Below are 22921 nucleotides of genomic sequence, written 5' to 3' on the forward strand. Positions count from 1 at the left end.
ATTCTTCGCCGCAAGTCTATTTTAGCGCCTATGGGCGAACGCCGGGACCCATACCGCGTGATGTCCGAAATGGGCAGGCGGCGCGTTCCACGCGCCTCATTGAATGCGGAGGTTATGGATCCCGGATCTGCGCCAGCCGGCGCTACGCGTCGGCAGGCTTGTCCGGGATGACAGCTGTTGTTTGGCTCGGCCGTTGCTCCTCGCTGAGGCGTACGATCTGCCTCACCGTCCTTCCACCGAACCGCCGTCGTCGCGCCATTCGATCAGCTTGGCGCTGACCTCCTCCGGCTGTTCCTGCTGCGTCCAATGGCCGCTGTCGCGGACGAGATACGTTTCCAGGAGCCGGCTTCGTAGTAGCCCATGCGGATTCCGTTGGTCGTTGCAAACTGCAACGACGGCATCCAGGCTGGATCGTTCATGCGCTCCGCTTGAGCTGCTGAGCTGGCCTTTGCTGGTCGGTCGATGGCTCCGGCATGGTGCACGCGCCATGCCGCGAGGTGAAGGCGCGTCGCCTCTCTTCAGAGTTCCGCAAAACGAAATCCGCGTCGGCCGCAGCCGGCCGTCAGGCCGACTTCTTGTCGTTCGAGCGACTGCCGCCGAGCCCGGTCATGGTCAGCATCATATCCTGGAAACGCTCGGCCAGCCGCGGATCGAAGGTGAACCAGCTCTGCATGATCGCTTCAGGGGTCAGCTTGTCGATGTTACTCGTCATCTGGTGCTGCAGCCTGTCCATCACGGCGGCCTGCATCGGAGCAAGGTCGGGAAGTCCGATGAACTGCCGCGCCTCGAGCGGTGTGCAATCGATCTCGATATTGACTTTCATGTCCGCTCCGCGCTGTTCGAACCATCTCCGCACCTCGCCTGCCGGGCCCCGTTACCAGGAGACACCCGGACTCGACGTGGAGGACGTACAGTATCACCACCAGGGGCGCCCTCTAGCAAGCGGCGCGTTGCTGCAGGTGCGCAATTCCCGTGACATGGTCAATCCTGATCCCGCGGGCACCCGCCCGGCATGGAAACCGCCGCGTGCGCTGCACATCGGGGCGGCGCGGATAACCATCTCGTTTAGGCTTAAACAAACTGTCCTTGTGTGCCGCCGCTGAACTCTGGCAACATAACGCAATCGACGTGCCGCGGGTCCGCCAGGCCGCAGCCTTGGGAGCAGCCTTGGGATCAGCCTCGGGATCAGTTCATTCCGGCGCGGCATCAGACTTGCAAGCACATCGCCCGGCGTCTTGTTGCTTCTTGAAGTTCGTGCAAGAGGCGCCGCAGACATCACGAACTTCGAAGCAAGGCAGGCCGGACAGAATCGCGCCTGCCGAGAAAACAAGCGTCAAACGCGGAGAATTTGAACATATGTCGGGACGCAAATCCCTGCTCATCGCGGCGGCGATCGCATTCGTCAGCCTCGCAGCGCTGCCGGCCTCGGCCCAGACCCTGCGCTATGCCAACCAGGGGACGCTGAAGTCGCTCGATCCCTACACCTTCAAGGAATCGACCACGATTGCGCACCACGCCCATGTCTACGAAGGCCTGACCGCGCGCGACAAGGACCTGAAGATCATTCCGGCGCTGGCCGAGAGCTGGGAAACGCCCGAGCCGACCCGCTGGCGCTTTCATCTGCGCAAGGGCGTCAAGTTCCACAATGGTGAACCCTTCACCGCCGACGACGTGATCTTCTCAGCCGACCGCGTTCGCGCCACCGGCTCCAACTTCCTGTCCAACGTTCCGCCCGATGCGAAGTTCGTCAAGGTCGACGACTACACCGTCGACGTGAAGCTCGATGCGCCCAATCCCATCCTGATCTCGCAATGGGATACGTGGTACATCATGAGCAAGAAGTGGTGCGAGGACAACAACTCGATCGCGCCGACGCCGGTCTCGGCAACCACGCCGAGCTACGCCGCACTGCATGAGAATGGCACCGGCCCCTTCATCATCGAGAGCCATCAGCCCGGTGTGAAGACGGTGTTCAAGGTGAACCCGAACTGGTGGGGCAAGCCCGAGCACAATCTCAAGGAGATCGTGTTCACCACCATCTCGTCCGACGCCACGCGCGTCGCGGCCCTGCTGTCCGGCGAGGTCGACATCATCGAGCCGGTGCCGGTGCAGGACATCGGCCGCGTCGATTCCAGCCCGAACGCCCAGGTCCTGAAGGGACCCGAGCTGCGCACGATCTTCCTCGGCATGGACGAGACGCGCGACGAGCTGCTGTACTCGAACGTGAAGGGCAAGAACCCGTTCAAGGACATCCGCGTCCGCGAAGCGTTCTACAAGGCGATCGACATCGAGCTGATCAAGACCCGCGTCATGCGCGGCCTGTCGACGCCGTCGGCGCTGATGATCGCGCCGCAGCTCTATGCGCTGTCGAAGGACTTCACCCGGCCGAAGTATGACCCCGACGCCGCCAAGAAGCTCCTGACCGAGGCGGGCTATCCCGACGGCTTCGAGGTCGCGATGGACTGCCCGAACGATCGCTACGTCAACGACGCCGCGATCTGCCAGGCCGTCGTCGGCATGCTGGCGCGCATCGGCGTCAAGGTGAACCTGAATGCGCAGCCCAAGGCGCAGTACTTCGCCAAGGTGCTGAAGCCCGGCGGCTACAACACGTCGTTCTTCCTGCTCGGCTGGACCCCGTCCTCGATGGACGCCCACAACGTGATGCACGACATCATGGGCTGCCGTGACGACGCCAAGGACGTCACCCGGGGCGAAGCCAATCTCGGCAACTACTGCAACAAGGAGTTCGACGCCCTGACCGACAAGGTCCTGGTCGAGACCGATACCGCCAAGCGCGATCAGCTGATCAAGCAGGCCTTCGAGATCGGCATCAAGGACTACGGCTACATCCCGCTGCACCAGCAGGCCGTGGCCTGGGGCGTGTCAAAAAAGGTGAAGATCCCGCTGCGCGCCGACAACGCCGTGCTGCTGTTCCTCGCCACCAAGACCGAGTAGTCGGCACAACGACCAAGAGTCCCGGAAAGCAGAACTGCTTTTCGGGACTTTTCATTTGATGTGACAGGTGCTACGCGCCCTCGCATCTCGAAGGACCTGAAAGGACAAGATGCTCGCCTTCACGCTTCGTCGAGCGATCCAGGCCATCGGCGTCATGATCGCCGTGGGCATCATCTCGTTCGCGATGTTCCGCTTCGCCGGCGATCCGGTGAATCAGCTGGTCGCCATCGATGCCTCGGCCGCGGAACGCGCCAGCATCCGGCAATCGCTGGGCCTCGACGATCCCTTCATCGTCCAGTTCGGCCGCTATCTGTTCGACGCGGCGCAATTCAAGTTCGGCGTGTCCTATCAGTTCCGGCAGCCGGTCTCCGATCTCCTGAAGGAGCGCATGCCGGCGACCCTGGAACTCGCGATCTGCGCGACGATCCTGTCGCTGTTCTTCGGCATCCTAATGGGCGTGTTCTCTGCCTTGCGCCGCGACTCGGTGATGGCGAAGCTGTTCCAGATGGTGTCGCTGATCGGCATCTCGCTGCCCACCTTTCTGATCGGCATCCTGCTGATCTATCTGTTCTCCGTCACCCTGGGCTGGCTGCCGTCGTTCGGCCGCGGCGACACGGTCAGGCTCGGCTGGTGGACGTCAGGACTGTTCACCGTGTCCGGCTGGAAGGCGCTGATCATGCCCTCGATCACGCTCGGCCTGTTCCAGATGACCCTGATCATGCGGCTCGTTCGCGCCGAGATGCTGGAGGTGCTGCGCACCGACTACATCCGCTTCGCCCGTGCCCGTGGACTAACGACCCGCGCCATCCATTTCGGCCATGCGCTGCGCAACACGCTGATTCCGGTCATCACCGTGGTCGGCCTGCAGTTCGGCTCTGTCATCGCGTTCTCGATCATCACCGAGCAGGTGTTCCAATGGCCGGGCATGGGCCTGTTGTTCGTGCAGGCCGTGCAGAACGTCGATATCCCGATCATGGCGGCCTATCTCATCATGGTGTCTCTGATCTTCGTCACCATCAATCTCGTGGTTGATATCCTCTACACCGTGGTCGATCCGCGCCTGCGCGCGACCATCAGCCGGGCGGCCTGATCATGAGCGATGCCGCCCTCCCCCACCCCGCTCCCGTCGATGCGCCCCGCGCGGCCGCCAATGGCTGGCTGAAGCGCGCGCTCGCCAGCGACCTGTTCTATTCCTTCCGCCGCTCGAAGCTGACGGTGGTTGCGGCCGTGATCACGCTGCTGTTCTTCCTGCTCGCGATCTTCGCACCGCTGCTGTCGCCGCAGAATCCGTTCGATCCCGCCCAGCTCCAGCTCTTGAACTCGCGGATTGCGCCGCTGTGGACCGCCGATGGACAGAGCCCGTTCCTGCTCGGCACCGACGAGCAGGGCCGCGACGTGCTCTCCGCCATCCTCTACGGCCTGCGGGTCTCGCTCGTCGTCGGCATCCTCGGCGTCGCGTTCTCCGGCGCGCTCGGCATCACGCTCGGCCTGATCGCCGGCTATTTCGGCGGCCGCGTCGACACCGTGATCATGCGCATCGCGGACGTGCAGCTCACCTTCCCGCCGATCCTGATCGCCCTGCTCGTCAATGGCGTCGCGAAATCGGTGTCCGGCAATCATCTGGACTGGCTGAGCATGCTGGTCGTCCTGGTGCTCGCCATCGGCCTGTCCTTCTGGGTGCAGTATGCGCGCACGGTGCGCAGCTCGGTCATGGTCGAGAAGAACAAGGATTACGTCGCCGCAGCCCAGCTGATCGGCCTGCCCGCTCCCGTCATCATGCTGCGCCACGTGCTACCCAACACCACCGGACCGGTGCTGGTGATCGCGACCATCAATCTCGCGCTCGCGATCATCACCGAGGCGACCTTGTCGTTCCTCGGCTCCGGCATGCCGGAGACGATGCCCTCGCTCGGGACCCTGATCCGGATCGGCAACAACTATCTGTTCGCCGGCGAATGGTGGATCGTCGCTTTCCCGGGCATTGCGCTGGCCGGGCTGATCCTCGCCATCAACCTGCTCGGCGACTGGCTGCGCGACGCCCTCAACCCGAAACTGCGATGATCCCGTTCATGCGTTGCGAAGGCCTGACCTCATGACCGCCCCCGTTCTGTCCGTGCGCAATCTTCAGGTCGAGTTCGCGACCCGGCGCGGGCTGCTGCGCGCGATCGACGGCGTCTCGTTCGACATCGCCAAGGGCGAGGTGCTGGGCGTCGTCGGCGAATCCGGCGCCGGCAAATCGGTCACCGGCCTCGCGGTGATCGGCCTGATCGACCCTCCCGGCCGTATTTCCGGCGGCGAGATTCACATCTCCGGCCTGCGCATCGACAACCTGCCGCCGGAGGAGATGCGCAAGGTCCGCGGCAAGCGGATCGGCATGATCTTCCAGGATCCGCTGACCTCGCTCAATCCGCTGTATCGCGTCGGCGACCAGATCATCGAGACGATCCGGACCCACACCAACCTGACCGAGCAGCAAGCGCGCAAGCGCGCGATCGACCTGCTCGCCGAGGTCGGCATCTCCGCGCCCGAGAAGCGCATCGACGGCTACCCGCACGAATTCTCCGGCGGCATGCGCCAGCGCGTCGTGATCGCGCTCGCGCTGTGCGCCGAGCCGGAGCTGATCATCGCCGACGAGCCGACCACCGCGCTCGACGTCTCGGTGCAGGCGCAGATCATCTCGCTGATCAAGCGGCTCGGCCGCGACCATGGCACCGCCGTGATGCTGGTGACCCACGACATGGGCGTGATCGCCGAGACCTGCGACCGCGTCGCCGTGATGTATGCCGGCCGCGTCGCCGAGATCGGTCCGGTGCAGGAGGTCATCAAGAACCCGCTGCATCCCTACGCCAAGGGCCTGATGGGCGCGATCCCGACCTTGGCCGGCGAGGAGAAGCGCCTAGTGCAGATTCCAGGCTCGATGCCGCGGCTGTCGGCAATCCCACAGGGCTGCTCGTTCAATCCGCGCTGCAGCGTCGCCTTCGACCGCTGCCGCATCGACCGGCCCGAACCATTGCGGCAGGGCACGCAGGCAGTCGCCTGTCATCTCTATGATCACGCGACGGAGACCGCGGCATGAGCGATTTCGTCGAGGTCAGGAACCTACGCCGGGTGTTCGACGTCTCGAAGCCCTGGCTCAACCGCGTCATCGAGCGTCAGCCGCAGGAGTTCCTCAAAGCCGTCGATGGCGTCAGCTTCGGCATCCGGAAGGGCGAGACGTTTGCGCTGGTCGGCGAATCCGGCTCGGGCAAGACCACGGTCGCGCGGATGGTGGTCGGACTGCTGCCGCCGACGTCGGGCGAAGTGATCATCGACGGCGTGTCGATGAGCGATGCGCGCCAGGCCCAGGTGCGGCGAACGCTGCGACGCCGCATCCAGATGGTGTTCCAGGATCCCTACGCGAGTCTCAATCCGCGCTTCCGCGTCGATACCATCATCGCCGAGCCGATCCGCGCCTTCAACGTCATCGAGGGCGAGCGCCAGATCAAGGACCGCGTCGGTGAGTTGCTGACCTTGGTCGGCCTGCACCCGGACGACGGGCAGAAGTTTCCGCACGAATTCTCCGGCGGCCAGCGCCAGCGCATCGCGATCGCGCGCGCGCTTGCCTCCGAGGCCGAGTTCATCGTCTGCGACGAGCCGACCTCGGCGCTCGACGTCTCCGTGCAGGCACAGATCCTCAATCTGATGCGCGATTTGCAGGACAAGTTCGGGCTGACCTATCTGTTCATCAGCCACAACCTTGCGGTCGTCCGCCACATGGCGAGCCGCATCGGCGTGATGTATCTCGGCCGCATCGTCGAGATCGCCGACGGCCGCACGCTGTTCAGCGATCCGCGCATGCCCTACACCAAAATGCTGCTCGGCGCGGTGCCGGACCTGTCGATGTCCGGCCGCCAGCGCATTCCGGTCAAGGGCGAGATCCCGAATCCGATCAATCCGCCAGATGGCTGCACCTTCAACCCGCGCTGCCCGCTAGCGTTCGATCTGTGCCGGCAAAAGGCGCCCGAACTCATCGGCGGCGTCGCCTGTCACGCGGTGAACCAGCCCGCTGATATGGCCGTTTCCGCATGAGCGGCGTGAAGCGAAATCTGAATGAAGTCGTCATTGCGAGGAGCGAAGCGACGAAGCAATCCAGAGTCCCGTCGGAACCCTGGATTGCTTCGCTATCGCTCGCAATGACGGCGAGTGACTAGGATAGGCCAAAGGGCACCATGAGCTTCGTCAACCCCGATCCCTTCACCACCCGCCCCGAGATCGACGGCACCTTCGGTGTCGTCACGTCCACACACTGGATCGCGACCGCCGTCGGCATGGCGATGCTAGAGCGTGGCGGCAACGCCTTCGATGCCGGCGTCGCGGCGGCCTTCACCTTGCAGGTCGTCGAACCGCATCTGAACGGCCCCGGCGGCGACGTTCCGATCATCGTACACGACGTCAAACGCGGCCGCACCGAGGTGATCTGCGGCCAGGGTCCGGCGCCATCGGGCGCCACCATCGCGCACTACAAGCGCGAGGGCCTGGACATGGTGCCCGGCACCGGCCTGCTCGCCGCCTGCGTGCCCGGCACCTTCGACTCCTGGACGCTGCTGCTGCGCGACTACGGCACGATGCGGCTGCGCGACGTGCTGGAGCCGGCGATCGCTTATGCGCGCGACGGCTATCCGCTGGTCGAGCGCGTCTCGGCCACGATCCAGACCGTCGAGCAGCTGTTCAAGACGCATTGGCCGACCTCGGCCGCGCTCTATCTGCCGAATGGCGAGGTGCCGCGGCCCGGCACGCTGTTCACCAATCCAAAGCTGGCAGAGACCTATGCCCGCATCCTGAGAGAAGGCGAGAGCGCGGGCGGGGATCGCGACGCGCAGATCGAGCGCGCCCGCAAGGCGTGGTCGCAGGGCTTCGTCGCCGAGGCGATCGACCGCTTCTGCCGGACCCAGGAGGTGATGGACGTCTCCAGATCGCGCCACAAGGGCGTGCTCACGGCCGACGACATGGCGCGCTGGCAGCCGACCATCGAGGCGCCGCTCACTTATGACTACGGCCGCTACACCGTGTGCAAGGCCGGCGTCTGGAGCCAGGGGCCGGTGCTGCTGCAGCAACTCGCGCTGCTGAAAGGTTTTGCGCTCGACGGGCTCGATCCGACCGGCCCCGATTTCATCCACTGGCAGATCGAAGCCGCCAAGCTCGCCTTTGCCGATCGCGAGGCGTTCTACGGCGATCCCGCGTTCGCCGACATCCCGATCCAGACGCTGCTGTCCGACGCCTACAATGACGAGCGGCGCAAGCTGATCTCGGAGAAGGCCTCGCTCGAGCTGCGGCCCGGATCGATCGACGGCTTCGGCGCCAAGGTCGAGCTGCGCCGGGCGGATGGAAACCGCGAGGCGGTCGGCGCGATGGGCTCGGGCGAGCCCACCGTCGGGCGCTTCGGCGAGGTGCGCGGCGACACCGTGCATTTCGACATCATCGACCGCGACGGCAACATGATCTCGGCGACGCCCTCCGGCGGCTGGCTACAATCTTCTCCCGTCATCCCTGAGCTCGGCTTCTGCCTGGGCACGCGCGCGCAGATGTTCTGGCTCGAAGAGGATCACCCCGCGGCGCTGGTGCCCGGCAAGCGGCCGCGCACGACGCTGTCACCGACCATGGCGCTGCGCGACGGCGAACCCTATGCGGCCTGGGGCTCGCCCGGCGGCGACCAGCAAGACCAGTGGAACACGCAGTTCTTCCTGCGCCACGTCCATGCCGGCATGAACCTGCAGGAATCGATCGACGCCCCGGCCTGGCACTCCGAGCATTTCCCGATCTCGTTCTGGCCGCGCACCGCGCGTCCCGGCGTCCTCGTGGTCGAGAACCGCGTGCCCCAAGCAACCATCGAGGAGCTGCGCCGCCGCGGCCACGTCGTCGAGGTCGGGCCGGACTGGTCGGAGGGCCGTCTCACCGCGGCCTCGCGTGTCGGCGGCCGCCGCAGGGCCGCAGCCAATCCACGGGGCATGCAGGGCTACGCCGCCGGACGATGACAGCGAGACGCCGATGACCTGGTCGATCATTGCCAAGGACGACAGCGGCCGGATCGGCATCGCCGTCGCGACACGCTTCTTCGCGGTGGGCGCCCGCGTGCCGTTCATCGTCGCAGGGCGCGGCGGCATCGCGACCCAGGCGCTGGTCAATCCCTATTATGGCATCGACGGCGCGACGCTGCTGCGCGATGGCCGGCATCCCCTGGAGATTGTGGAGCTGCTCACGGCCGCCGATCCCGGCCGCGAGAGCCGCCAGCTCCACATCCTCGATCGCAACGGCCAGATCGCGGCGCATACCGGCCGCGACTGCATCGACTGGTGCGGCCATCTCCAGGGCGACGGCTTCTCGATCGCCGGCAACATGCTGGCCGGCCCGCAGGTGCTGGACGAGACCGCCAAGGCCTATCTGGCCAGCGGCCGGCTGCCCTTCGCGCAGCGCCTGATCGCGGCGATGAAGGCCGGCGAGGCCGCAGGCGGCGACAAGCGCGGCAAGCAATCAGCCGCCCTGCTCATCCGCGGCCAGGAGGAATGGTCGGATCTCGATCTGCGCGTCGATGATCACCCCGATCCGCTCGCCGAGCTCGAACGCCTGGAAAACGTCAGCCGCAAGCATTGGGCCGTGTTCCGGCAGTTCATGCCGACGCGCGACAATCCGACCGGGATCACCGATCGCGCGACCATCGACGCCGGCATCGCCGCTGCGCTCAAGAACCAGACATGACCGGCCGGAAGGACTTGATGTCATCGGGGTTGGTATGAACAGGGCAACACCACAAGCTGCATTCGCGCGTAGGGGACATCTGATGACGAGAAACTGGTGCTTGGCCGCGCTCGCGGCCGTTGTCATGGCCGGTGTCGGGCCAACCGCGCAGGCGCAGACCACATTGCGCATCGGGCTCGCCGAGGATGCCGACATCCTCGATCCGACCATGGCGCGGACCTATGTCGGCCGCATCGTGTTCGCCGCGGTCTGCGACAAGCTGTTCGACATCGACGACAAGCTCAACATCGTGCCGCAGCTCGCGCTGTCGCACGAGACCTCCGCCGACGGCAAGGAGGTCACGATCAAGCTGCGGCCCGGCGTGAAGTTTCATGACGGCGAGCCGTTCGACGCAGAGGCCGCGAAGTTCTCGCTCGACCGCCATCTCACCACACCCGGCTCGTTCCGCAAGCCGGAGATCGCCTCGCTCGATCATGTCGACGTGGTCGATCCCCTGACCATCAAGCTGGTGCTGAAGACGCCGTTCTCGCCGCTGCTCGCCCAGCTCACCGACCGTGCCGGCATGATGGTGTCGCCGAAGGCGGCCAAGGAGGCCGGCGACAAGTTCGGCCTGCGCCCGGTCTGCGCCGGTCCCTACAAATTCGTCGAGCGCGTCCAGCAGGACAAGATCGTGTTCGAGAAGTTCGCGGACTATTGGAACAAGGATAACGTCTTCATCGACAAAATCGTCTATCAGCCGATCGTCGACGCCACGGTGCGGCTGGCAAACCTCAAGTCCGGCAGCCTCGACATGATCGAGCGGCTGCTCGCCACCGACATCAAGGATGTCACCGGCGACAAGCGGCTGAAGCTTGCGACCGCGACCAGCCTCGGCTATCGCAGCATCACGCTCAACATCGGCAAGGACAAGACCAAGGGCCCGCTGAGCCAGTCGGCCAAGGTTCGGCAGGCGCTGGAGTTGTCGATCGACCGCGAAGCGCTCAACCAGGTGATCTTCAACGGCGAGTTCAAGCCGGGCAATCAGTGGGTCAATCCGGACAATCCGTACTACCAGGCCGCGTTCCCGATCCGCGGCCGCGACGTCGAGAAGGCCAAGGCGCTGCTGAAGGAGGCCGGCGTGACGCCGCCGGTCGCGGTCGACTTCATGGTGCCGAAGGAGAGCGAGAGCGAGGCTGCGGCCCAGGTGCTGCAGGCGATGGCGGCGGAGGCCGGCTTCGATCTGAAGATCCGCATCACCGAATTCGCGACGTCGCTGAAGCAGGCCGAGGCCGGCGAATACCAGGCCTATATGCTGGAATGGAGCGGCCGCAGCGATCCCGACGGCAACACGTTCAACCACCTGCATTCCGGCGCGGCGCTGAACTACAGCGCCTGGAGCAATGCCGCCGCCGACAAGGCGCTGGAGGACGCGCGGCTCGTCACCGACCAGGCCAAGCGCAAGGCGATCTACGAGACGCTGGCGCGCGAGGTGCAGGCCGACGAGCCGATCCTCTACCTCTATCACCGCAAATATTTATTCGCGCAGACCACGAAGCTCGAAGGCTTCAAGCCGATGCCGGACGGCCTGCTGCGCGTCGTCGGACTGAAGCTGAAGTGAGCCTCTCACATAAGCCAGTGCCCGCGCCCCGCGCTGACTCCGCTCCCTCCCCCCTTGTGCGGGAGAGCTGGGGAGAGGAGTGCTACGCACGACGATTTCGCTTGCATGAAAAGATGCAGAGCCGTCGCGACGAACAAGCATGGCAATTAGTTACTCCGTCATGCCCGGGCTCGTCCCGGGCATCCACGTCGTTCGGCACGCTGAGAACGACGTGGATGGCCGGGACAAGCCCGGCCATGACGACCTGGAGGCAGTTGAGCGTACCATGCTGACCTTCCTCGCCCGCCGCCTCGCTCAGATCATCCCGACCTTGATCTTCGTCTCGATCCTCATTTTCTCGCTGCAGCAGCTCTTGCCCGGCGATCCCGCGCTCGTGATGGCCGGCGAGGAGCGTGATCCCGCCGTGATCGAGCAGATCCGCAAACAATATCGCCTCGATCAGCCGCTGCCCGTTCAGTACGGCTACTGGATCACGGGCGTACTGAGGGGCGATTTCGGCGAGTCGCTGCGCATCAAGATGCCGGTGCGCGACCTCATCCTGCAGAAGCTGCCGGTGACGCTGCAGCTCGCCTCGATGGCGATCGTGATCGCGTTCCTGATCGGCATTCCCGCCGGCATCGTCTCCGCCGTGAAGCGCGGCACCGCCTGGGACTATGCCGCCAACCTGTTCGCGCTGTGGGGCATCTCGACGCCGAACTTCTGGCTCGGCATCATGCTGATCTTCGTGTTCTCGATCCAGCTCGGCTGGCTGCCTGCCTCGGGCTATGTTTTGCTCGCCGAGGACTGGCGCGCGAGCCTCGCCGCCACCATCATGCCGGCCTTCGTGCTCGGCAACGCGATCGCCGCGATCCTGATGCGCCACACCCGCAGCGCGATGCTGCAGGTGCTGAGCAGCGACTACATCCGCACCGCGCGGGCCAAGGGCATCTCGGAGCGCCAGGTCATCCTCGGCCACGCGCTGCGCAATGCCCTGACGCCGGTCATCACGCTGGGCGCACTCGAGCTCGGCACACTGTTGTCCGGCGCGGTGCTGACCGAGCAGATCTTCTCCATTCCCGGCTTCGGCAAGCTGATCGTCGATGCCGTATTCAACCGCGACTACGCGGTGGTGCAGGGCGTCGTGCTGGTCACCGCCACCATCTACATCATGCTCAATCTGGTTGCCGATCTCGCTTATGTCCTCGTCAATCCCCGTCTGAGGAGCTGACATGGCCGAGACGATCCTGTCAGCTCCGCCCGGCACCCGCGCCCTCGCCCCGCTCGAACGGCCGATGCAGCGCACCTTGCGCCGCCTCGTCAAGCGCCGGGGGGCCATGGTCGGGCTCGGCCTGATCACGGCGTTCGTCCTGCTCGCCATATCAGCGCCGCTGGTGGCGCCCTACGATCCCATCAAGACGAGTTGGGCCCTGGTCCGCAAGGCCCCGTCGGCGGCGCACTGGTTCGGCACCGATGACCTCGGCCGCGACGTGCTGGCCCGCGTGATCTACGGCGCGCGCGCCTCGCTGCTGGCCGGCGCCATCTCGGTCATCATCGCGCTGTCGATCGGCGTGCCCATCGGCATGCTCGCTGGCTATCGCGGCGGCTTCATCGATGCCCTGATCAGCCGCATCACCGATGCGATGCTCGCCTGCCCGTTCCTGATCCTGGCGATTGCGCTCGCCGCGTTCCTGGGCCCGAGCCTCGGCAACGCCATGATCGCGATCGGAGTCTCGGCGACGCCGATCTTCGTCCGATTGACCCGCGGCGAGGTGATGAGCGTCAAGGTCGAGGAGTATGTCGAGGCCGCCCGCAGCCTCGGCGACACCGACCTGCAGATTGCGGTCAGGCACATCCTGCCCAACATCATGCCGGCGCTGCTGGTGCAGGCGACCCTGTCAGTCGCCGCCGCCATCATCGCCGAGGCCGCGCTGTCGTTCTTAGGATTGGGCCAGCAGCCGCCGGCGCCGTCCTGGGGCAGCATGCTCAACGCCGCCCAGCGCTTCCTCACCCATGCGCCGTGGATGGCGATCTGGCCGGGGCTTGCGATCTTCCTGGTCGTACTGTCGTTCAACCTGCTCGGCGACGGCCTGCGCGACGCGCTCGACCCGCAGCAGGAGGAGTGAGGCGTTTCGCGTCGGAGGTCCGGCGCAGGACCACTGCCGGCGCGTCATCCTCCGCTGTCGTCCCGGCCTCGAGCCGGGACCCATAACCACAGGCCGGGGTTTGAGGCACGCGCGGAGTGACCGTCTCGCGCAACAACGACCGCCGGTGGCTATGGGTCCCGGCGTTCGTCGGGACGACAGCGGGGGGCATTGTGAGACAGTCCGAAACAAAACGGCGGCTGCCTAGGCAGCCGCCGTTGATCGCTTCAAAGCACCCGGGTCGTCACGACGCCTTCAGCACGGGCTCCGGCTCGGCGTCGAACTGGGCGATCTCCCGAGCCCGCTTGGACTTGGCGGCGGCCTGGTGGTCGGTGGCGATGACGGTGTAGACGGCGGGCAGCACGAACAGCGTGAACAGCGTGCCGATCGACATGCCGGCGACGACGACGAGGCCGATCGAGAAGCGGCTGGCCGCGCCGGCGCCGGTTGCGGTCAAGAGCGGGATCAGGCCGGTGACCATCGCTGCCGTCGTCATCAGGATCGGCCGCAGGCGGATGCGCGCGGAGGTCTCGATGGCCCGGCGGCGGTCGAGCCCTTCGCTGAGCTGCAGCTCGTTGGCGAACTCCACCATCAGGATGCCGTGCTTGGTGATCAGGCCGACCAAGGTCAGCAGGCCAACCTGGGTGTAGATGTTCATGGTCGCGAGGCCGAAGAACAGCGGGATCAGCGCGCCGACGATCGCCATGGGCACGCTGATCATGATGACCAGGGGATCCCTGAGGCTCTCGAACTGCGCCGCCAGCACCAGGAAGATGATGATCAGCGCGAAGCCGAAGGTGATGGCGAGCTGATTGCCCTCCTGCACATACTGGCGAGCGTCGGCGAGATAATCGTGGCTGAAGCCGGACGGCAGGTTCTTGGCTTCCTTTTCCAGGAAATCGACCGCCTGTCCGACCGTGACGCCCGGCATCGGCACGGCGGAGAAGGTTGCCGAGTTGAGCTGGTTGAAATGCGTCAGCGAGTTCGGGTCGGTCGCGGTCTCGATGTTGACGACCGTCGACAGCGGCACCTGCTGGCCGGCCGCGGTCGCGACATAGTAGCCGGACAGCGCTTCCGGCGACAGCCGCTTGTCGCGCGGCACCTGCGGGATCACCTGGTAGGAGCGGCCCTCGAGGTTGAAGCGGTTGATGTAGTTGCCGCCGAGCAGCACGGCCAGCGTGTTGCCGATCGACTGCATGGTGATGCCGAGATCGCTCGCCTTGCTGCGGTTGATCCAGACCTTCACCACCGGCTGGTTGAAATCGAGGTCGCTGTCGGAGACGATGAACATGCCGCTCTTGCGCGCGGCCGCCTTCAGCTTGGCCATCTGCTCGTAGACCGCCTGGAAGCCGTTGGTGGAGCTGATCACCATCTGCACCGGCAGGCCGCCGGGGCCGCCCGGCAGCGCCGGCAGGTTGAAGGCGAAGGCGTTGATGCCCTCGATCTTCGACAGCTCGGCCTGCACCAGCGGCTTCAGCTTGATCGAGGAGCGCGTGCGCTCGTCCCAGGGCTTCAGCAGCATGCCGGCGAAGCCGCCCTGCGGGCCGTTGATGCCGTTCAGCACGAAGCGCAGGTCGGTCTCGGGAAACTTCGCGAACGCCTTGTCGAGCTTGTCGGTGTAGAAGTTGATGTAGTCGATATTGGCGTATTTCGGCGCCTTGGTCACCGAGAACACGATGCCCTGATCCTCCTCCGGCGCCAGCTCCTTGGCGGTGTGCATGTAGAGGAAGCCGACGAGGCCGAGGATCGTCAGCGCGAACAGCGCCGTCACCGGCCGGTAGTCGAGCGAGCGGTCGAGCTGGCGGCCATACCAGCGGGTCATCGCGCCGAACACGCGGTTGACGAGGCGCGCAAAGCGTCCCTCGTCGGCGCTCTTCAGCAGCACCGAGCACATCATCGGCGACAGTGTCAGCGCGATGACGCCCGACACGACGACGGAGCCGGCCAGGGTGAAGGCGAACTCGCGGAACAGCGAGCCGGTGAGGCCGCCGAGAAAGCCGATCGGCGCATACACCGCCGCGAGCGTGATCGTCATCGAGATGACCGGACCGACGATCTCGCGCGCGCCCTGCAATGCGGCCTGGACCGGCGCCTTGCCCTCCTCCAGATGGCGATGGATGTTCTCGACCACCACGATGGCGTCGTCGACGACGAGGCCGATCGCCAGCACCATGGCCAGCAGGGTCAGCAGATTGATGCTGAAGCCCAGCGCCAGCATCATCGTGCAGACGCCGATCAGGGACAGCGGGATCGTCACCACGGGGATGATGACCGAGCGCAGCGAGGCCAGGAACAGGAAGATCACGACAATGACGATGAGGACGGCCTCGCCGAGCGTATGCTCGACCTCGTCGATCGAGGATTGGATGAACTTGGTGGAGTCGTAGGCCACCTTCATCTTCATCGACGGCGGCAGATTGCGCTGCAGATCGGGGAACAGCGCGCGCACGCCCTTGACGATGTTGAGCGGGTTGCCCTGCGGCGTCGCGTCGACGCCGATGAAGATGGCGCGCTCGCCGTTGAAGGCGACGCTGGCATCGGTGCTCTGCGCCGCGAGCTCGATCGTCGCGATGTCCTCCATCCGGACGAAGCCGCCGTCCTTGGCCTTGACGATCATCCGCTTGAACTGGTTGACGTCGGTCAGGCCGGTATTGGTCGTGACGTTGGAGACGATGAAATAGCCCTTGGCCTGTCCGGCGGCGGACTGGAAATTGTTGGCGGCGATGGCGGCCGCGACGTCGGTCGGCGACACGTTGCGGCCGGCCATCTTGTCGGGGTTGAGCCAGATCCGCATCGCGAAGGTCTGGCCGCCCAGGATGTTGGCGGCGGCGACGCCGTCGACCGTCGACAGCACCGGCTGCACCACGCGCGTGAGATAGTCCGAGATCGCCGAGCCCGACAGCTCCTCGCTGGAGAAGCCGAGATACATCACCGAGGTCGTCTGGCCCGTGGTCTTGGTGACGATCGGGTCGTTGGACTCCTTCGGGATCAGATAACGGACGGAGTTGACCTTGGCGAGCACCTCGGTGAGCGCCTGGTTCGGATCGAAGTTGAGCTTGACGAAGACCTGGATCGTGCTGGTGCCCTGCACCGAGGACGAGGTGATGTAGTCGACGCCCTCGGCGGACGCGACCGCCTGCTCCAGCGGCGTCGTGATGAAGCCCTGGATCAGGTCGGCGGAGGCGCCGGGATAGACGGTCGTGACGTTCACGACCGTGTTGGACAGTTTTGGATATTGCCGGATCGGCAGCTCGAACGCGGCGCGCAGGCCGAGCAGCAGGATGAGCAGGCTGACGACGACCGACAGCACCGGACGCTTGATGAAGATATCGGTGAAACGCATCGCGGCAATCCCGTCAGCAGAAGTCAGGTGAGGTCCGAACGGGCCGCCTCGACGAGACGGCCCGGCATTGGCTCATGGTCGATCAGTAGCGTGGCGGCTTGGCCGGCACCGGCGGCGGCGGATCGGTCGAGATCGCGACCGCAGCGCCGGACTGGATCTTGAGCTGGCCGACGGCGACGACGCGGTCGCCTTCCTTGAGGCCCTTGAGGATCACGGCGCGGCCATTGATCCGGTCACCGGTCTGCACATAGATGCGATCGGCCGTCAGCGTGGTCTTGCCGTCATCGGTCTTCTTCTCGTTGATCAGGAACACCGAGTCGCCATAGAGCGTGTAGTCGACGGCCGTCTCCGGCACCGTCAGCACCGGCGGCTTGTCCGGCAGCACCACGGTGGTGGTTGCGAACATGCCGGGCTTGAGGATGCGCTCGGGATTGGCGATCGTCGCCTGTACGCGGATGTTCCGCGTATCGGTCGCGATCTGCGGCTCGATGGTGGTGATCTTGCCCTCGAACGTCTTGCCCGGATAGGCATCGACGCCGACGCGCACGGTCTGCCCCACCTTCAGCTGGCCACTGTCCTTCTCGGTCACGGTGAAGTTGACCCACAGCTCGGAGAGATCGGTCAGCGACACGATCTGCGTGCCGGCGGACAGATACTGGCCGACCTCGACCTTGCGGACGCCGAGGTCGCCGTCGAACGGCGCGCGCACCAGCTTCTGCGCGATCAGCGCCTCGGTCTTGGCGACGCCGGCCTGCGCCTGATCAAAGGCGGCCTGGGCCTGATCGACGGTCGCCTGCGGGCCGAACTGGCGCGAGGCCAGCTGCTTGGCGCGGTCGAGCGACAGCTGCGCCACCGTCACCTGGGCCTTGAAGTTGGCGAGGTCGCCCTGCTCCGGCGCATCGTAGAGCTGCACCAGCGGCGTACCCTGCTTCACCGTCGTGCCCGGCATGAACATGATCTCGGTGATGCGGCCTGACGCGTCCGAGGTGACGTTGACCTGGTGCACGGCGGCGAGATCGCCGACCGCCGTCAACAGGTTCGGCACCGTCTCGGTGGTCGCACTCCCGATGCTGACGTTCAGCGGCGGCGGCTTCATGTTGGCGAAGAACTGCGCGATCATCTTGTCGCGGAACATGTTGAACCACACGAAGCCGCCGACCAGCGCCGCGAGCAGCAGGCCGACCACGATGAACCACAGCACCGGGCGGGTACGCTTGCGCGGCTTGTCGTCGATCGGCTTGCCAGAGAGCTTGGGTTCCGTCGCAATGTTCATGTCATGCACTTTCTGCCGTCGCCGGCCGGGCCGGAGGTTGCGACAATTCGTGGTCGAGATGGTAGGCAATCGCAGCGTCGGTCAGTCCGATGCCGCGCAGGATGAACTCGCTGAGCTGCCGCTCCAGACTAACCGCGGTTCCATAGGGCACGCAGGGCGTCGACGGAAGCCGGGTCAAGGCCGCCATCAATACGGTGTGATGCGCGAACCAGAACAGATCTCGCGGGGCTGCCGCCAGGCGGACCGCATCACCAGCCGCAACGGCGCTTTCAAGCGAGTTAACGAATTTGCCGCCGATCAGATCATCGATCTTGGTATAGAGCAGCCGCGCGAACTCGCCGTCGTCGAGATGGCTGGTGGCCATCAGCCGCAGCCGCTGCTCCTCCTCGTCATTGGGGCCGTCGGCGATGCCGAGGAAATGGCGCACCATTCCGGCCATCAGCTTGACCAGCATCGCGGTCGAAGGTTCCTGTCCCAGCAGCAGCTCGAAATCCGGATCGGCCTCGCATTCTTCGGCGAGGATCTCGGCATAGAGCGCCGCCTTCGACGGGAAATGCTTGAACAGCAGCGCCTCCGAGATCGCCGCCGCTGCGGCCACGCTCTTCGTCGTCGTGCCGGCATAGCCGTGGCGCGCAAAGCAGCGCTTGGCTGCGCCAAGGATCAGCTGCCGACGGAGATCGCTTGTCATGCGCAAAGTGGACATCGCCTGTGAGTAAATACTCACTTGATCCATGTCAAGAAACCTGCCGCAACGCAGCAGCAATCAGCAGGCAAGTCCATGAAATCACAGGAGAGAAATCGGCTCAGCCGAAGGCATGTTTGTACCGCGACAACAAGGCGGATCTGCGGCACGCTGGGGTGGTGAGGGCGCGGACGGACACCGGCGAGCGCATTTCCTTCCGCGGCCGGCCGTGCGACGGTCGCGGCAACCAACGACAATCGACCGGGAGGACCAGGGGATGACCGACGAGGCCGCGCTCGCCCATGATTTCGATCTCGAGCGCCTGACGCCGGAGTTCTACGCCGACCCCTACCCGACCTATCGGGCGCTGCGCCGGCATGCGCCGGTCAAGCGCCTGCGCAACGGCGCGTATGTCCTCACCCGCTACGACGATCTCGTCACCGCCTACAAGGCGACGAAGGCGTTCTCCTCGGACAAGAAGCGCGAGTTCGCGCCGAAATACGGCGCCTCGCTGCTGTACGAGCACCACACCACGAGCCTCGTCTTCAACGATCCGCCGGCGCACACGCGTGTCAGGCGCCTGATCATGGGCGCGCTGTCGCCGCGCGCGATCGCCGAGATGGAGCCTGCGATCATCGCGCTGGTCGATGGGCTGCTCGACGGCATCGCGGCCAAGGGCCGCTTCGACCTGATCGCGGATTTTGCCTCGGCCATTCCGATCGAGGTGATCGGCAATCTGCTCGGCGTGCCGCATGACGAGCGCGCCCCCTTGCGCGACTGGTCGCTCGCGATCCTCGGCGCGCTGGAGCCGGTGCTGTCATCCGCGCAATTCGACCGCGGCAATCGGGCCGTTGCGGAATTCCTCGCCTATCTCGAAGGCCTCGTCGCCCGCCGGCGCGCCGCCCCCGGTCATCCCGAACGCGACGTGCTGACGCGGCTGATCCAGGGTGAGGCCGATGGCGAGCGGCTGAGCGAAAAGGAGCTGCTGCACAATTGCATCTTCCTGCTCAATGCCGGCCACGAGACCACGACCAATTTGATCGGCAACGGCCTGGTCCTGCTGTGCGAGCACCCGGCCGAGCGGCGGAAGCTGATCGAAGCACCCGGCCTGATCCGCACCGCCATCGAGGAGATCCTGCGCTACGAGAGCTCGAACCAGCTCGGCAACCGCATGACGACCGAGCCGGTCGAGCTCGGCGGCGTGAGGTTGGAGGCCGGCACCTCGGTCACCCTGTGCATCGGCGCCGCCAACCGCGATCCCGCCCAGTTCGACGACCCCGAACGCTTCGACATCACCCGCCTCGCCAACCGCCACCTCGCCTTCGGCACCGGCGCCCATCAATGCGCGGGGATGGCATTGGCCAGGCTGGAGGGCGCGGTGGCGATCGCGCGGTTTCTGGCGCGGTTTCCGAACTATCAGCTGGATGGGGAGCCGGTGCGGGGTGGACGCGTCAGGTTTCGGGGGTTTGCGAGCGTGCCGTGTGTGGTTGACGACAGACCTGGCTATAACAATTGACCCCCGAACTCGACAGAGAGACGAACGTCGGCGCGGCGATGTCGGTGCGCTCCCTCTCCCCGTTCTTCACGGGGAGAGGGGCGGGGTGAGGGGCGGCCACACGGGCGGTGTAGCTTCCGTTCAATGAACTAATCATCACGCATCATTCGCGTGCGCGCTGCTTCATCAAACTCTTCACTGCTCAATCTGCCCAGTGAAACAATGCGTCGAATGCACGATACGGCGGATCACAGAGTATCGTCGGCACACGACTGTCCTCTGGCAGTAGCTGCCCGAGATCATCCTTCCGCAGCCGAACAAGGCCCCTTTGGATAAGGCGCGGCTCCAATTCTCCAAACAGATCAGCCACTGGCTGATGAGTGAAATCATCAACCAGTTCGAATGACGGCAGGTAGCTGCGCCCGCCGCCGTTGACGTTCCATGATTTGGTCCCTTCGCCGACCACGAAATAGGGCGACAGCCGGCTGAATAGAACGAAGAGTCCCGTATATCCGCGACATTCCGGACTGGAAGAAACTTTGAACCGGTCGTTATCCCGATAAAACCACGCATCGATGTAGGACGCGTATCCCGAACCATAGTCCTCCCACTCGATCTCCGACGAGAGGACAAACTCACGGCACAGATCCTCACAGATCGCCCTGTAGAAGCCGACGATCTCCCCCTCGTCGTTGGAGGACCATGGCGATTGGTCGGAGATGCTCTGTCCGTGCAGAAGCTTCTTCAAGACATCATCTGAGCAGAGCTCGAGCATCACCTCTCCTTCGCGACCGAATTCGACTCGTCTCTTCACCATACCGATCAACGGGCTGCTCACTCGCGCTGCTGTCGACGCAGAATGCACGATTGGCCAGCTCTTCACAAAGGTCCCCGTCGGAAATCGCCCGCGCAGAAAAACTGATTTCATCAGCGGGCTCAGACGGATACCCACATCCAGCCGTTCCCGCGAAATACTTCTCTTTCGTCTTATCAGAATTCATGATTTACTCCCGCCGTCCCGCCTCACAAGAGGGGCGCTTCGCGGTCGTCACGAACGTCGAGGCGGGATGCGGTGGGCGTGTTGGTGCTGCGCGTGAGGTCTCCTTGCGCGGACGAACAGCAGTGATGCGCACGGTCAAGTCGCGTGGTCCTGGCACCCCGAAGCTGGTGTCACGCCCGTGCTGGCGCTCACGCGCCGCGCGGGCAACGGTGGCCAGAAAGCCCGGCGCACCGGGGAGAGCGCGAAGCAGCCGTCAAACCATCGCGCGGGGAATGCCGGGTGTTCTCGGCTGAACCTGTGGTTCCTGCCGCCTGCATTTTTTTCCGCAGGCGGGCCATGGGTGCGGCCAGCGCCCGGCATTCCCCGTGCCCTCTTCCCAAAGAGGGCAGGAGAACAGCAAAGCTCGGACGCGACAGCGCGCCGCGAGATAGCGAACACATGTCTCACCATCATTACGGCGAGCTTGATCACAAGTCTCACCCGTCATTGCGAGCGAAGCGACGCAATCCAGGGCCTCGCACGCGACTCTGGATTGCTTCGTCGCTGGCGCTCCTCGCAATGACGGGGAGATATAGGGGCTCAGAAGACCGCGTGATCGCCGCGCTCGGCCTCGGCCTCGCCGCGGATCAACTGAGCGTAGTAGTCGAACAGCGTCTCCGAGCCCGTCGACGGCGTGGCGTCGGCGTCGTAGCGACCGGTGGCGGGGTTCAGCACCAGCATGGATTCGGTCGCGTAGTAGCGGCCGATGCGGGCGAGCTCGGCCTTGTCGGCGAGCGACGGCGCGATCCGCCCGGAGATGCTGAGCCCGGCGATGATGCCATCGAGCAGCGCCACCGGGACGCGCCGGATGTTCGGCTTGCGTCCGAGCAGCGCGAACAGATGCTCGCCCTGTTCGATCGGCGTGATGGCCGGGCCAGGGCCGCCGATCGGCAGCACCCGGTTCCAGCGGCGCTCGTCATCGAGGCAGCCGGCCAGATAGTCGCCGAGGTCGTTGTCGCTGATCGGCTTGCACGCCGTCAGCCGGCCGTCGCCGAACACCAGATAAGGCCGGCCCTGCTGGACCCGCGCGACCTGGCCCGACAGCGACTTGAAGAACGCGGTGGGCCGGACGATCGAATAGGTCACGCCCTGCTCGATCAGCCGCGCCTCGAATGCCAGCTTCGCCTGCTGGAACGCCAGCAGCGGCTTCTGCACGCAGATCGCCGACAGCAGCACGAACTGCGTGATACCGGCGTTGCGTGCTCCGTCCAAGACGTTGACGTGGGCCTGGTAGTCGATCGCCTGGGCATCGCGCGGGACACCGGTCCGCGACGCCATGCAGGACACGACGGCGTCGAAGCGCTCGCCGCGGAAACCGTCACGCGCGAGCGAGAGGGGATCGGTGACGTCACCCGTCCTGACGGTCACGCCCGCGGGCAACGACGCGCTGTCGTCCGGCGCGGCGCGCGAACGCATGAAGCAGACCACCTCGTGACCGCGCGCCAGCAGCGAACGCACGGTGGCCCGGCCGATCGTCCCGGTCGCGCCGAGCATGAAGACACGGCAGGGACGCAGCACGGCAGCAGCATGATCGGATGGCGACATCATCGGCGGGAACGGAACGTTGAAAGACGACCCGACCTATATCACGTCCCACGGACCTCCGATGCTCGGGACATCTGGTCGGCCACGCGACCGCCGCGCCGTCCCGGGCCTCATGGTTCGAGACGCGCCTGCGGCGCTCC

Annotated in this window: 17 protein-coding genes and 1 pseudogene; 11 read left to right on the forward strand and 7 right to left on the reverse strand. The window is 65.3% G+C overall.

What is annotated here, in order from left to right:
* Positions 1 to 235: 235 nt before the first annotated feature.
* Positions 236 to 339, reverse strand: a pseudogene (locus QQL87_RS35290) (alpha/beta fold hydrolase); the annotation flags it as partial.
* 223 nt (positions 340 to 562) lie between these two features.
* Positions 563 to 823 (reverse strand): DUF6489 family protein, encoded by a 261-nt coding sequence (locus QQL87_RS35295; RefSeq protein WP_284423705.1) that lies wholly within the window; start codon positions 821 to 823, stop codon positions 563 to 565.
* 533 nt (positions 824 to 1356) lie between these two features.
* On the opposite strand from QQL87_RS35295, the gene QQL87_RS35300 reads away from it, so the two are divergent.
* The 10 genes from QQL87_RS35300 to QQL87_RS35345 all read left to right on the forward strand — a co-directional run bounded on the left by QQL87_RS35300 (position 1357) and on the right by QQL87_RS35345 (position 13386).
* On the forward strand, positions 1357 to 2955 hold the full coding sequence (locus QQL87_RS35300; protein WP_284423706.1) for an ABC transporter substrate-binding protein: 1599 nt from the start codon (positions 1357 to 1359) through the stop codon (positions 2953 to 2955).
* Between the two features lie 109 nt (positions 2956 to 3064).
* Complete coding sequence (locus tag QQL87_RS35305; RefSeq protein WP_284423707.1) at positions 3065 to 4045, forward strand: ABC transporter permease; 981 nt, start codon at positions 3065 to 3067, stop codon at positions 4043 to 4045.
* A gap of 2 nt (positions 4046 to 4047) precedes the next feature.
* Positions 4048 to 5016, forward strand: coding sequence for an ABC transporter permease (locus QQL87_RS35310; RefSeq protein ID WP_284423708.1), 969 nt, complete (start codon positions 4048 to 4050; stop codon positions 5014 to 5016).
* A gap of 31 nt (positions 5017 to 5047) precedes the next feature.
* Positions 5048 to 6031: an ABC transporter ATP-binding protein gene (locus QQL87_RS35315; protein WP_284423709.1), complete on the forward strand. Its 984-nt coding sequence runs from the start codon at positions 5048 to 5050 to the stop codon at positions 6029 to 6031.
* Positions 6028 to 7023 carry an ABC transporter ATP-binding protein gene (locus QQL87_RS35320; protein ID WP_284423710.1) on the forward strand — a complete coding sequence of 332 codons (996 nt, stop codon included), beginning with the start codon at positions 6028 to 6030 and terminating at the stop codon, positions 7021 to 7023. Before QQL87_RS35315 ends, QQL87_RS35320 begins: the two co-directional genes overlap by 4 nt.
* A 140-nt stretch (positions 7024 to 7163) precedes the next feature.
* Entirely contained in the window at positions 7164 to 8966 is a 1803-nt protein-coding gene (locus QQL87_RS35325; RefSeq protein ID WP_284423711.1) for a gamma-glutamyltransferase family protein, read from the forward strand.
* A 13-nt stretch (positions 8967 to 8979) separates the two neighbouring features.
* Positions 8980 to 9687 (forward strand): DUF1028 domain-containing protein, encoded by a 708-nt coding sequence (locus tag QQL87_RS35330; protein WP_284423712.1) that lies wholly within the window; start codon positions 8980 to 8982, stop codon positions 9685 to 9687.
* 124 nt (positions 9688 to 9811) lie between these two features.
* Positions 9812 to 11284: an ABC transporter substrate-binding protein gene (locus tag QQL87_RS35335; RefSeq protein WP_284423731.1), complete on the forward strand. Its 1473-nt coding sequence runs from the start codon at positions 9812 to 9814 to the stop codon at positions 11282 to 11284.
* Between the two features lie 265 nt (positions 11285 to 11549).
* Positions 11550 to 12491: an ABC transporter permease gene (locus tag QQL87_RS35340; protein ID WP_284423713.1), complete on the forward strand. Its 942-nt coding sequence runs from the start codon at positions 11550 to 11552 to the stop codon at positions 12489 to 12491.
* A gap of 64 nt (positions 12492 to 12555) precedes the next feature.
* On the forward strand, positions 12556 to 13386 hold the full coding sequence (locus tag QQL87_RS35345; protein ID WP_284423732.1) for an ABC transporter permease: 831 nt from the start codon (positions 12556 to 12558) through the stop codon (positions 13384 to 13386).
* A 262-nt stretch (positions 13387 to 13648) separates the two neighbouring features.
* Here QQL87_RS35345 and QQL87_RS35350 read toward each other — a convergent pair whose 3' ends face one another.
* The 3 genes from QQL87_RS35350 to QQL87_RS35360 all read right to left on the reverse strand — a co-directional run bounded on the left by QQL87_RS35350 (position 13649) and on the right by QQL87_RS35360 (position 18708).
* Positions 13649 to 16747, reverse strand: coding sequence for a MexW/MexI family multidrug efflux RND transporter permease subunit (locus tag QQL87_RS35350; protein ID WP_284423714.1), 3099 nt, complete (start codon positions 16745 to 16747; stop codon positions 13649 to 13651).
* A gap of 82 nt (positions 16748 to 16829) precedes the next feature.
* Positions 16830 to 18020, reverse strand: coding sequence for an efflux RND transporter periplasmic adaptor subunit (locus QQL87_RS35355; RefSeq protein WP_284423715.1), 1191 nt, complete (start codon positions 18018 to 18020; stop codon positions 16830 to 16832).
* A gap of 1 nt (position 18021) precedes the next feature.
* Positions 18022 to 18708 carry a TetR/AcrR family transcriptional regulator gene (locus QQL87_RS35360; protein ID WP_284423716.1) on the reverse strand — a complete coding sequence of 229 codons (687 nt, stop codon included), beginning with the start codon at positions 18706 to 18708 and terminating at the stop codon, positions 18022 to 18024.
* 271 nt (positions 18709 to 18979) lie between these two features.
* On the opposite strand from QQL87_RS35360, the gene QQL87_RS35365 reads away from it, so the two are divergent.
* Positions 18980 to 20218: a cytochrome P450 gene (locus tag QQL87_RS35365; protein ID WP_284423717.1), complete on the forward strand. Its 1239-nt coding sequence runs from the start codon at positions 18980 to 18982 to the stop codon at positions 20216 to 20218.
* Between the two features lie 181 nt (positions 20219 to 20399).
* Here the strand turns inward: QQL87_RS35365 and QQL87_RS35370 are convergent, their stop codons facing one another.
* Both QQL87_RS35370 and QQL87_RS35375 read right to left on the reverse strand, forming a co-directional pair.
* Positions 20400 to 21149 carry a hypothetical protein gene (locus tag QQL87_RS35370; RefSeq protein WP_284423718.1) on the reverse strand — a complete coding sequence of 250 codons (750 nt, stop codon included), beginning with the start codon at positions 21147 to 21149 and terminating at the stop codon, positions 20400 to 20402.
* 627 nt (positions 21150 to 21776) lie between these two features.
* On the reverse strand, positions 21777 to 22730 hold the full coding sequence (locus tag QQL87_RS35375) for an NAD(P)H-binding protein (RefSeq protein WP_284423733.1): 954 nt from the start codon (positions 22728 to 22730) through the stop codon (positions 21777 to 21779).
* Positions 22731 to 22921 lie beyond the last annotated feature (191 nt).

Origin of the sequence: Bradyrhizobium sp. SSBR45G, assembly GCF_030159255.1 — a bacterium.
In the GTDB taxonomy this organism is placed as follows: domain Bacteria; phylum Pseudomonadota; class Alphaproteobacteria; order Rhizobiales; family Xanthobacteraceae; genus Bradyrhizobium.

Excerpts from the sequence above, each read along its gene's own strand:
- QQL87_RS35310 (WP_284423708.1), top strand. The coding sequence starts at position 4,048 with ATGAGCGATGCCGCCCTCCCCCACCCCGCTCCCGTCGATGCGCCCCGC.
- QQL87_RS35365 (WP_284423717.1), top strand. The coding sequence starts at position 18,980 with ATGACCGACGAGGCCGCGCTCGCCCATGATTTCGATCTCGAGCGCCTG.
- QQL87_RS35330 (WP_284423712.1), top strand. The coding sequence starts at position 8,980 with ATGACCTGGTCGATCATTGCCAAGGACGACAGCGGCCGGATCGGCATC.
- QQL87_RS35360 (WP_284423716.1), bottom strand. The coding sequence starts at position 18,708 with ATGACAAGCGATCTCCGTCGGCAGCTGATCCTTGGCGCAGCCAAGCGC.
- QQL87_RS35375 (WP_284423733.1), bottom strand. The coding sequence starts at position 22,730 with ATGCTCGGCGCGACCGGGACGATCGGCCGGGCCACCGTGCGTTCGCTG.
- QQL87_RS35315 (WP_284423709.1), top strand. The coding sequence starts at position 5,048 with ATGACCGCCCCCGTTCTGTCCGTGCGCAATCTTCAGGTCGAGTTCGCG.
- QQL87_RS35300 (WP_284423706.1), top strand. The coding sequence starts at position 1,357 with ATGTCGGGACGCAAATCCCTGCTCATCGCGGCGGCGATCGCATTCGTC.
- QQL87_RS35355 (WP_284423715.1), bottom strand. The coding sequence starts at position 18,020 with ATGAACATTGCGACGGAACCCAAGCTCTCTGGCAAGCCGATCGACGAC.
- QQL87_RS35345 (WP_284423732.1), top strand. The coding sequence starts at position 12,556 with ATGCAGCGCACCTTGCGCCGCCTCGTCAAGCGCCGGGGGGCCATGGTC.
- QQL87_RS35295 (WP_284423705.1), bottom strand. The coding sequence starts at position 823 with ATGAAAGTCAATATCGAGATCGATTGCACACCGCTCGAGGCGCGGCAG.
- QQL87_RS35350 (WP_284423714.1), bottom strand. The coding sequence starts at position 16,747 with ATGCGTTTCACCGATATCTTCATCAAGCGTCCGGTGCTGTCGGTCGTC.
- QQL87_RS35340 (WP_284423713.1), top strand. The coding sequence starts at position 11,550 with ATGCTGACCTTCCTCGCCCGCCGCCTCGCTCAGATCATCCCGACCTTG.
- QQL87_RS35320 (WP_284423710.1), top strand. The coding sequence starts at position 6,028 with ATGAGCGATTTCGTCGAGGTCAGGAACCTACGCCGGGTGTTCGACGTC.
- QQL87_RS35305 (WP_284423707.1), top strand. The coding sequence starts at position 3,065 with ATGCTCGCCTTCACGCTTCGTCGAGCGATCCAGGCCATCGGCGTCATG.
- QQL87_RS35325 (WP_284423711.1), top strand. The coding sequence starts at position 7,164 with ATGAGCTTCGTCAACCCCGATCCCTTCACCACCCGCCCCGAGATCGAC.
- QQL87_RS35335 (WP_284423731.1), top strand. The coding sequence starts at position 9,812 with ATGGCCGGTGTCGGGCCAACCGCGCAGGCGCAGACCACATTGCGCATC.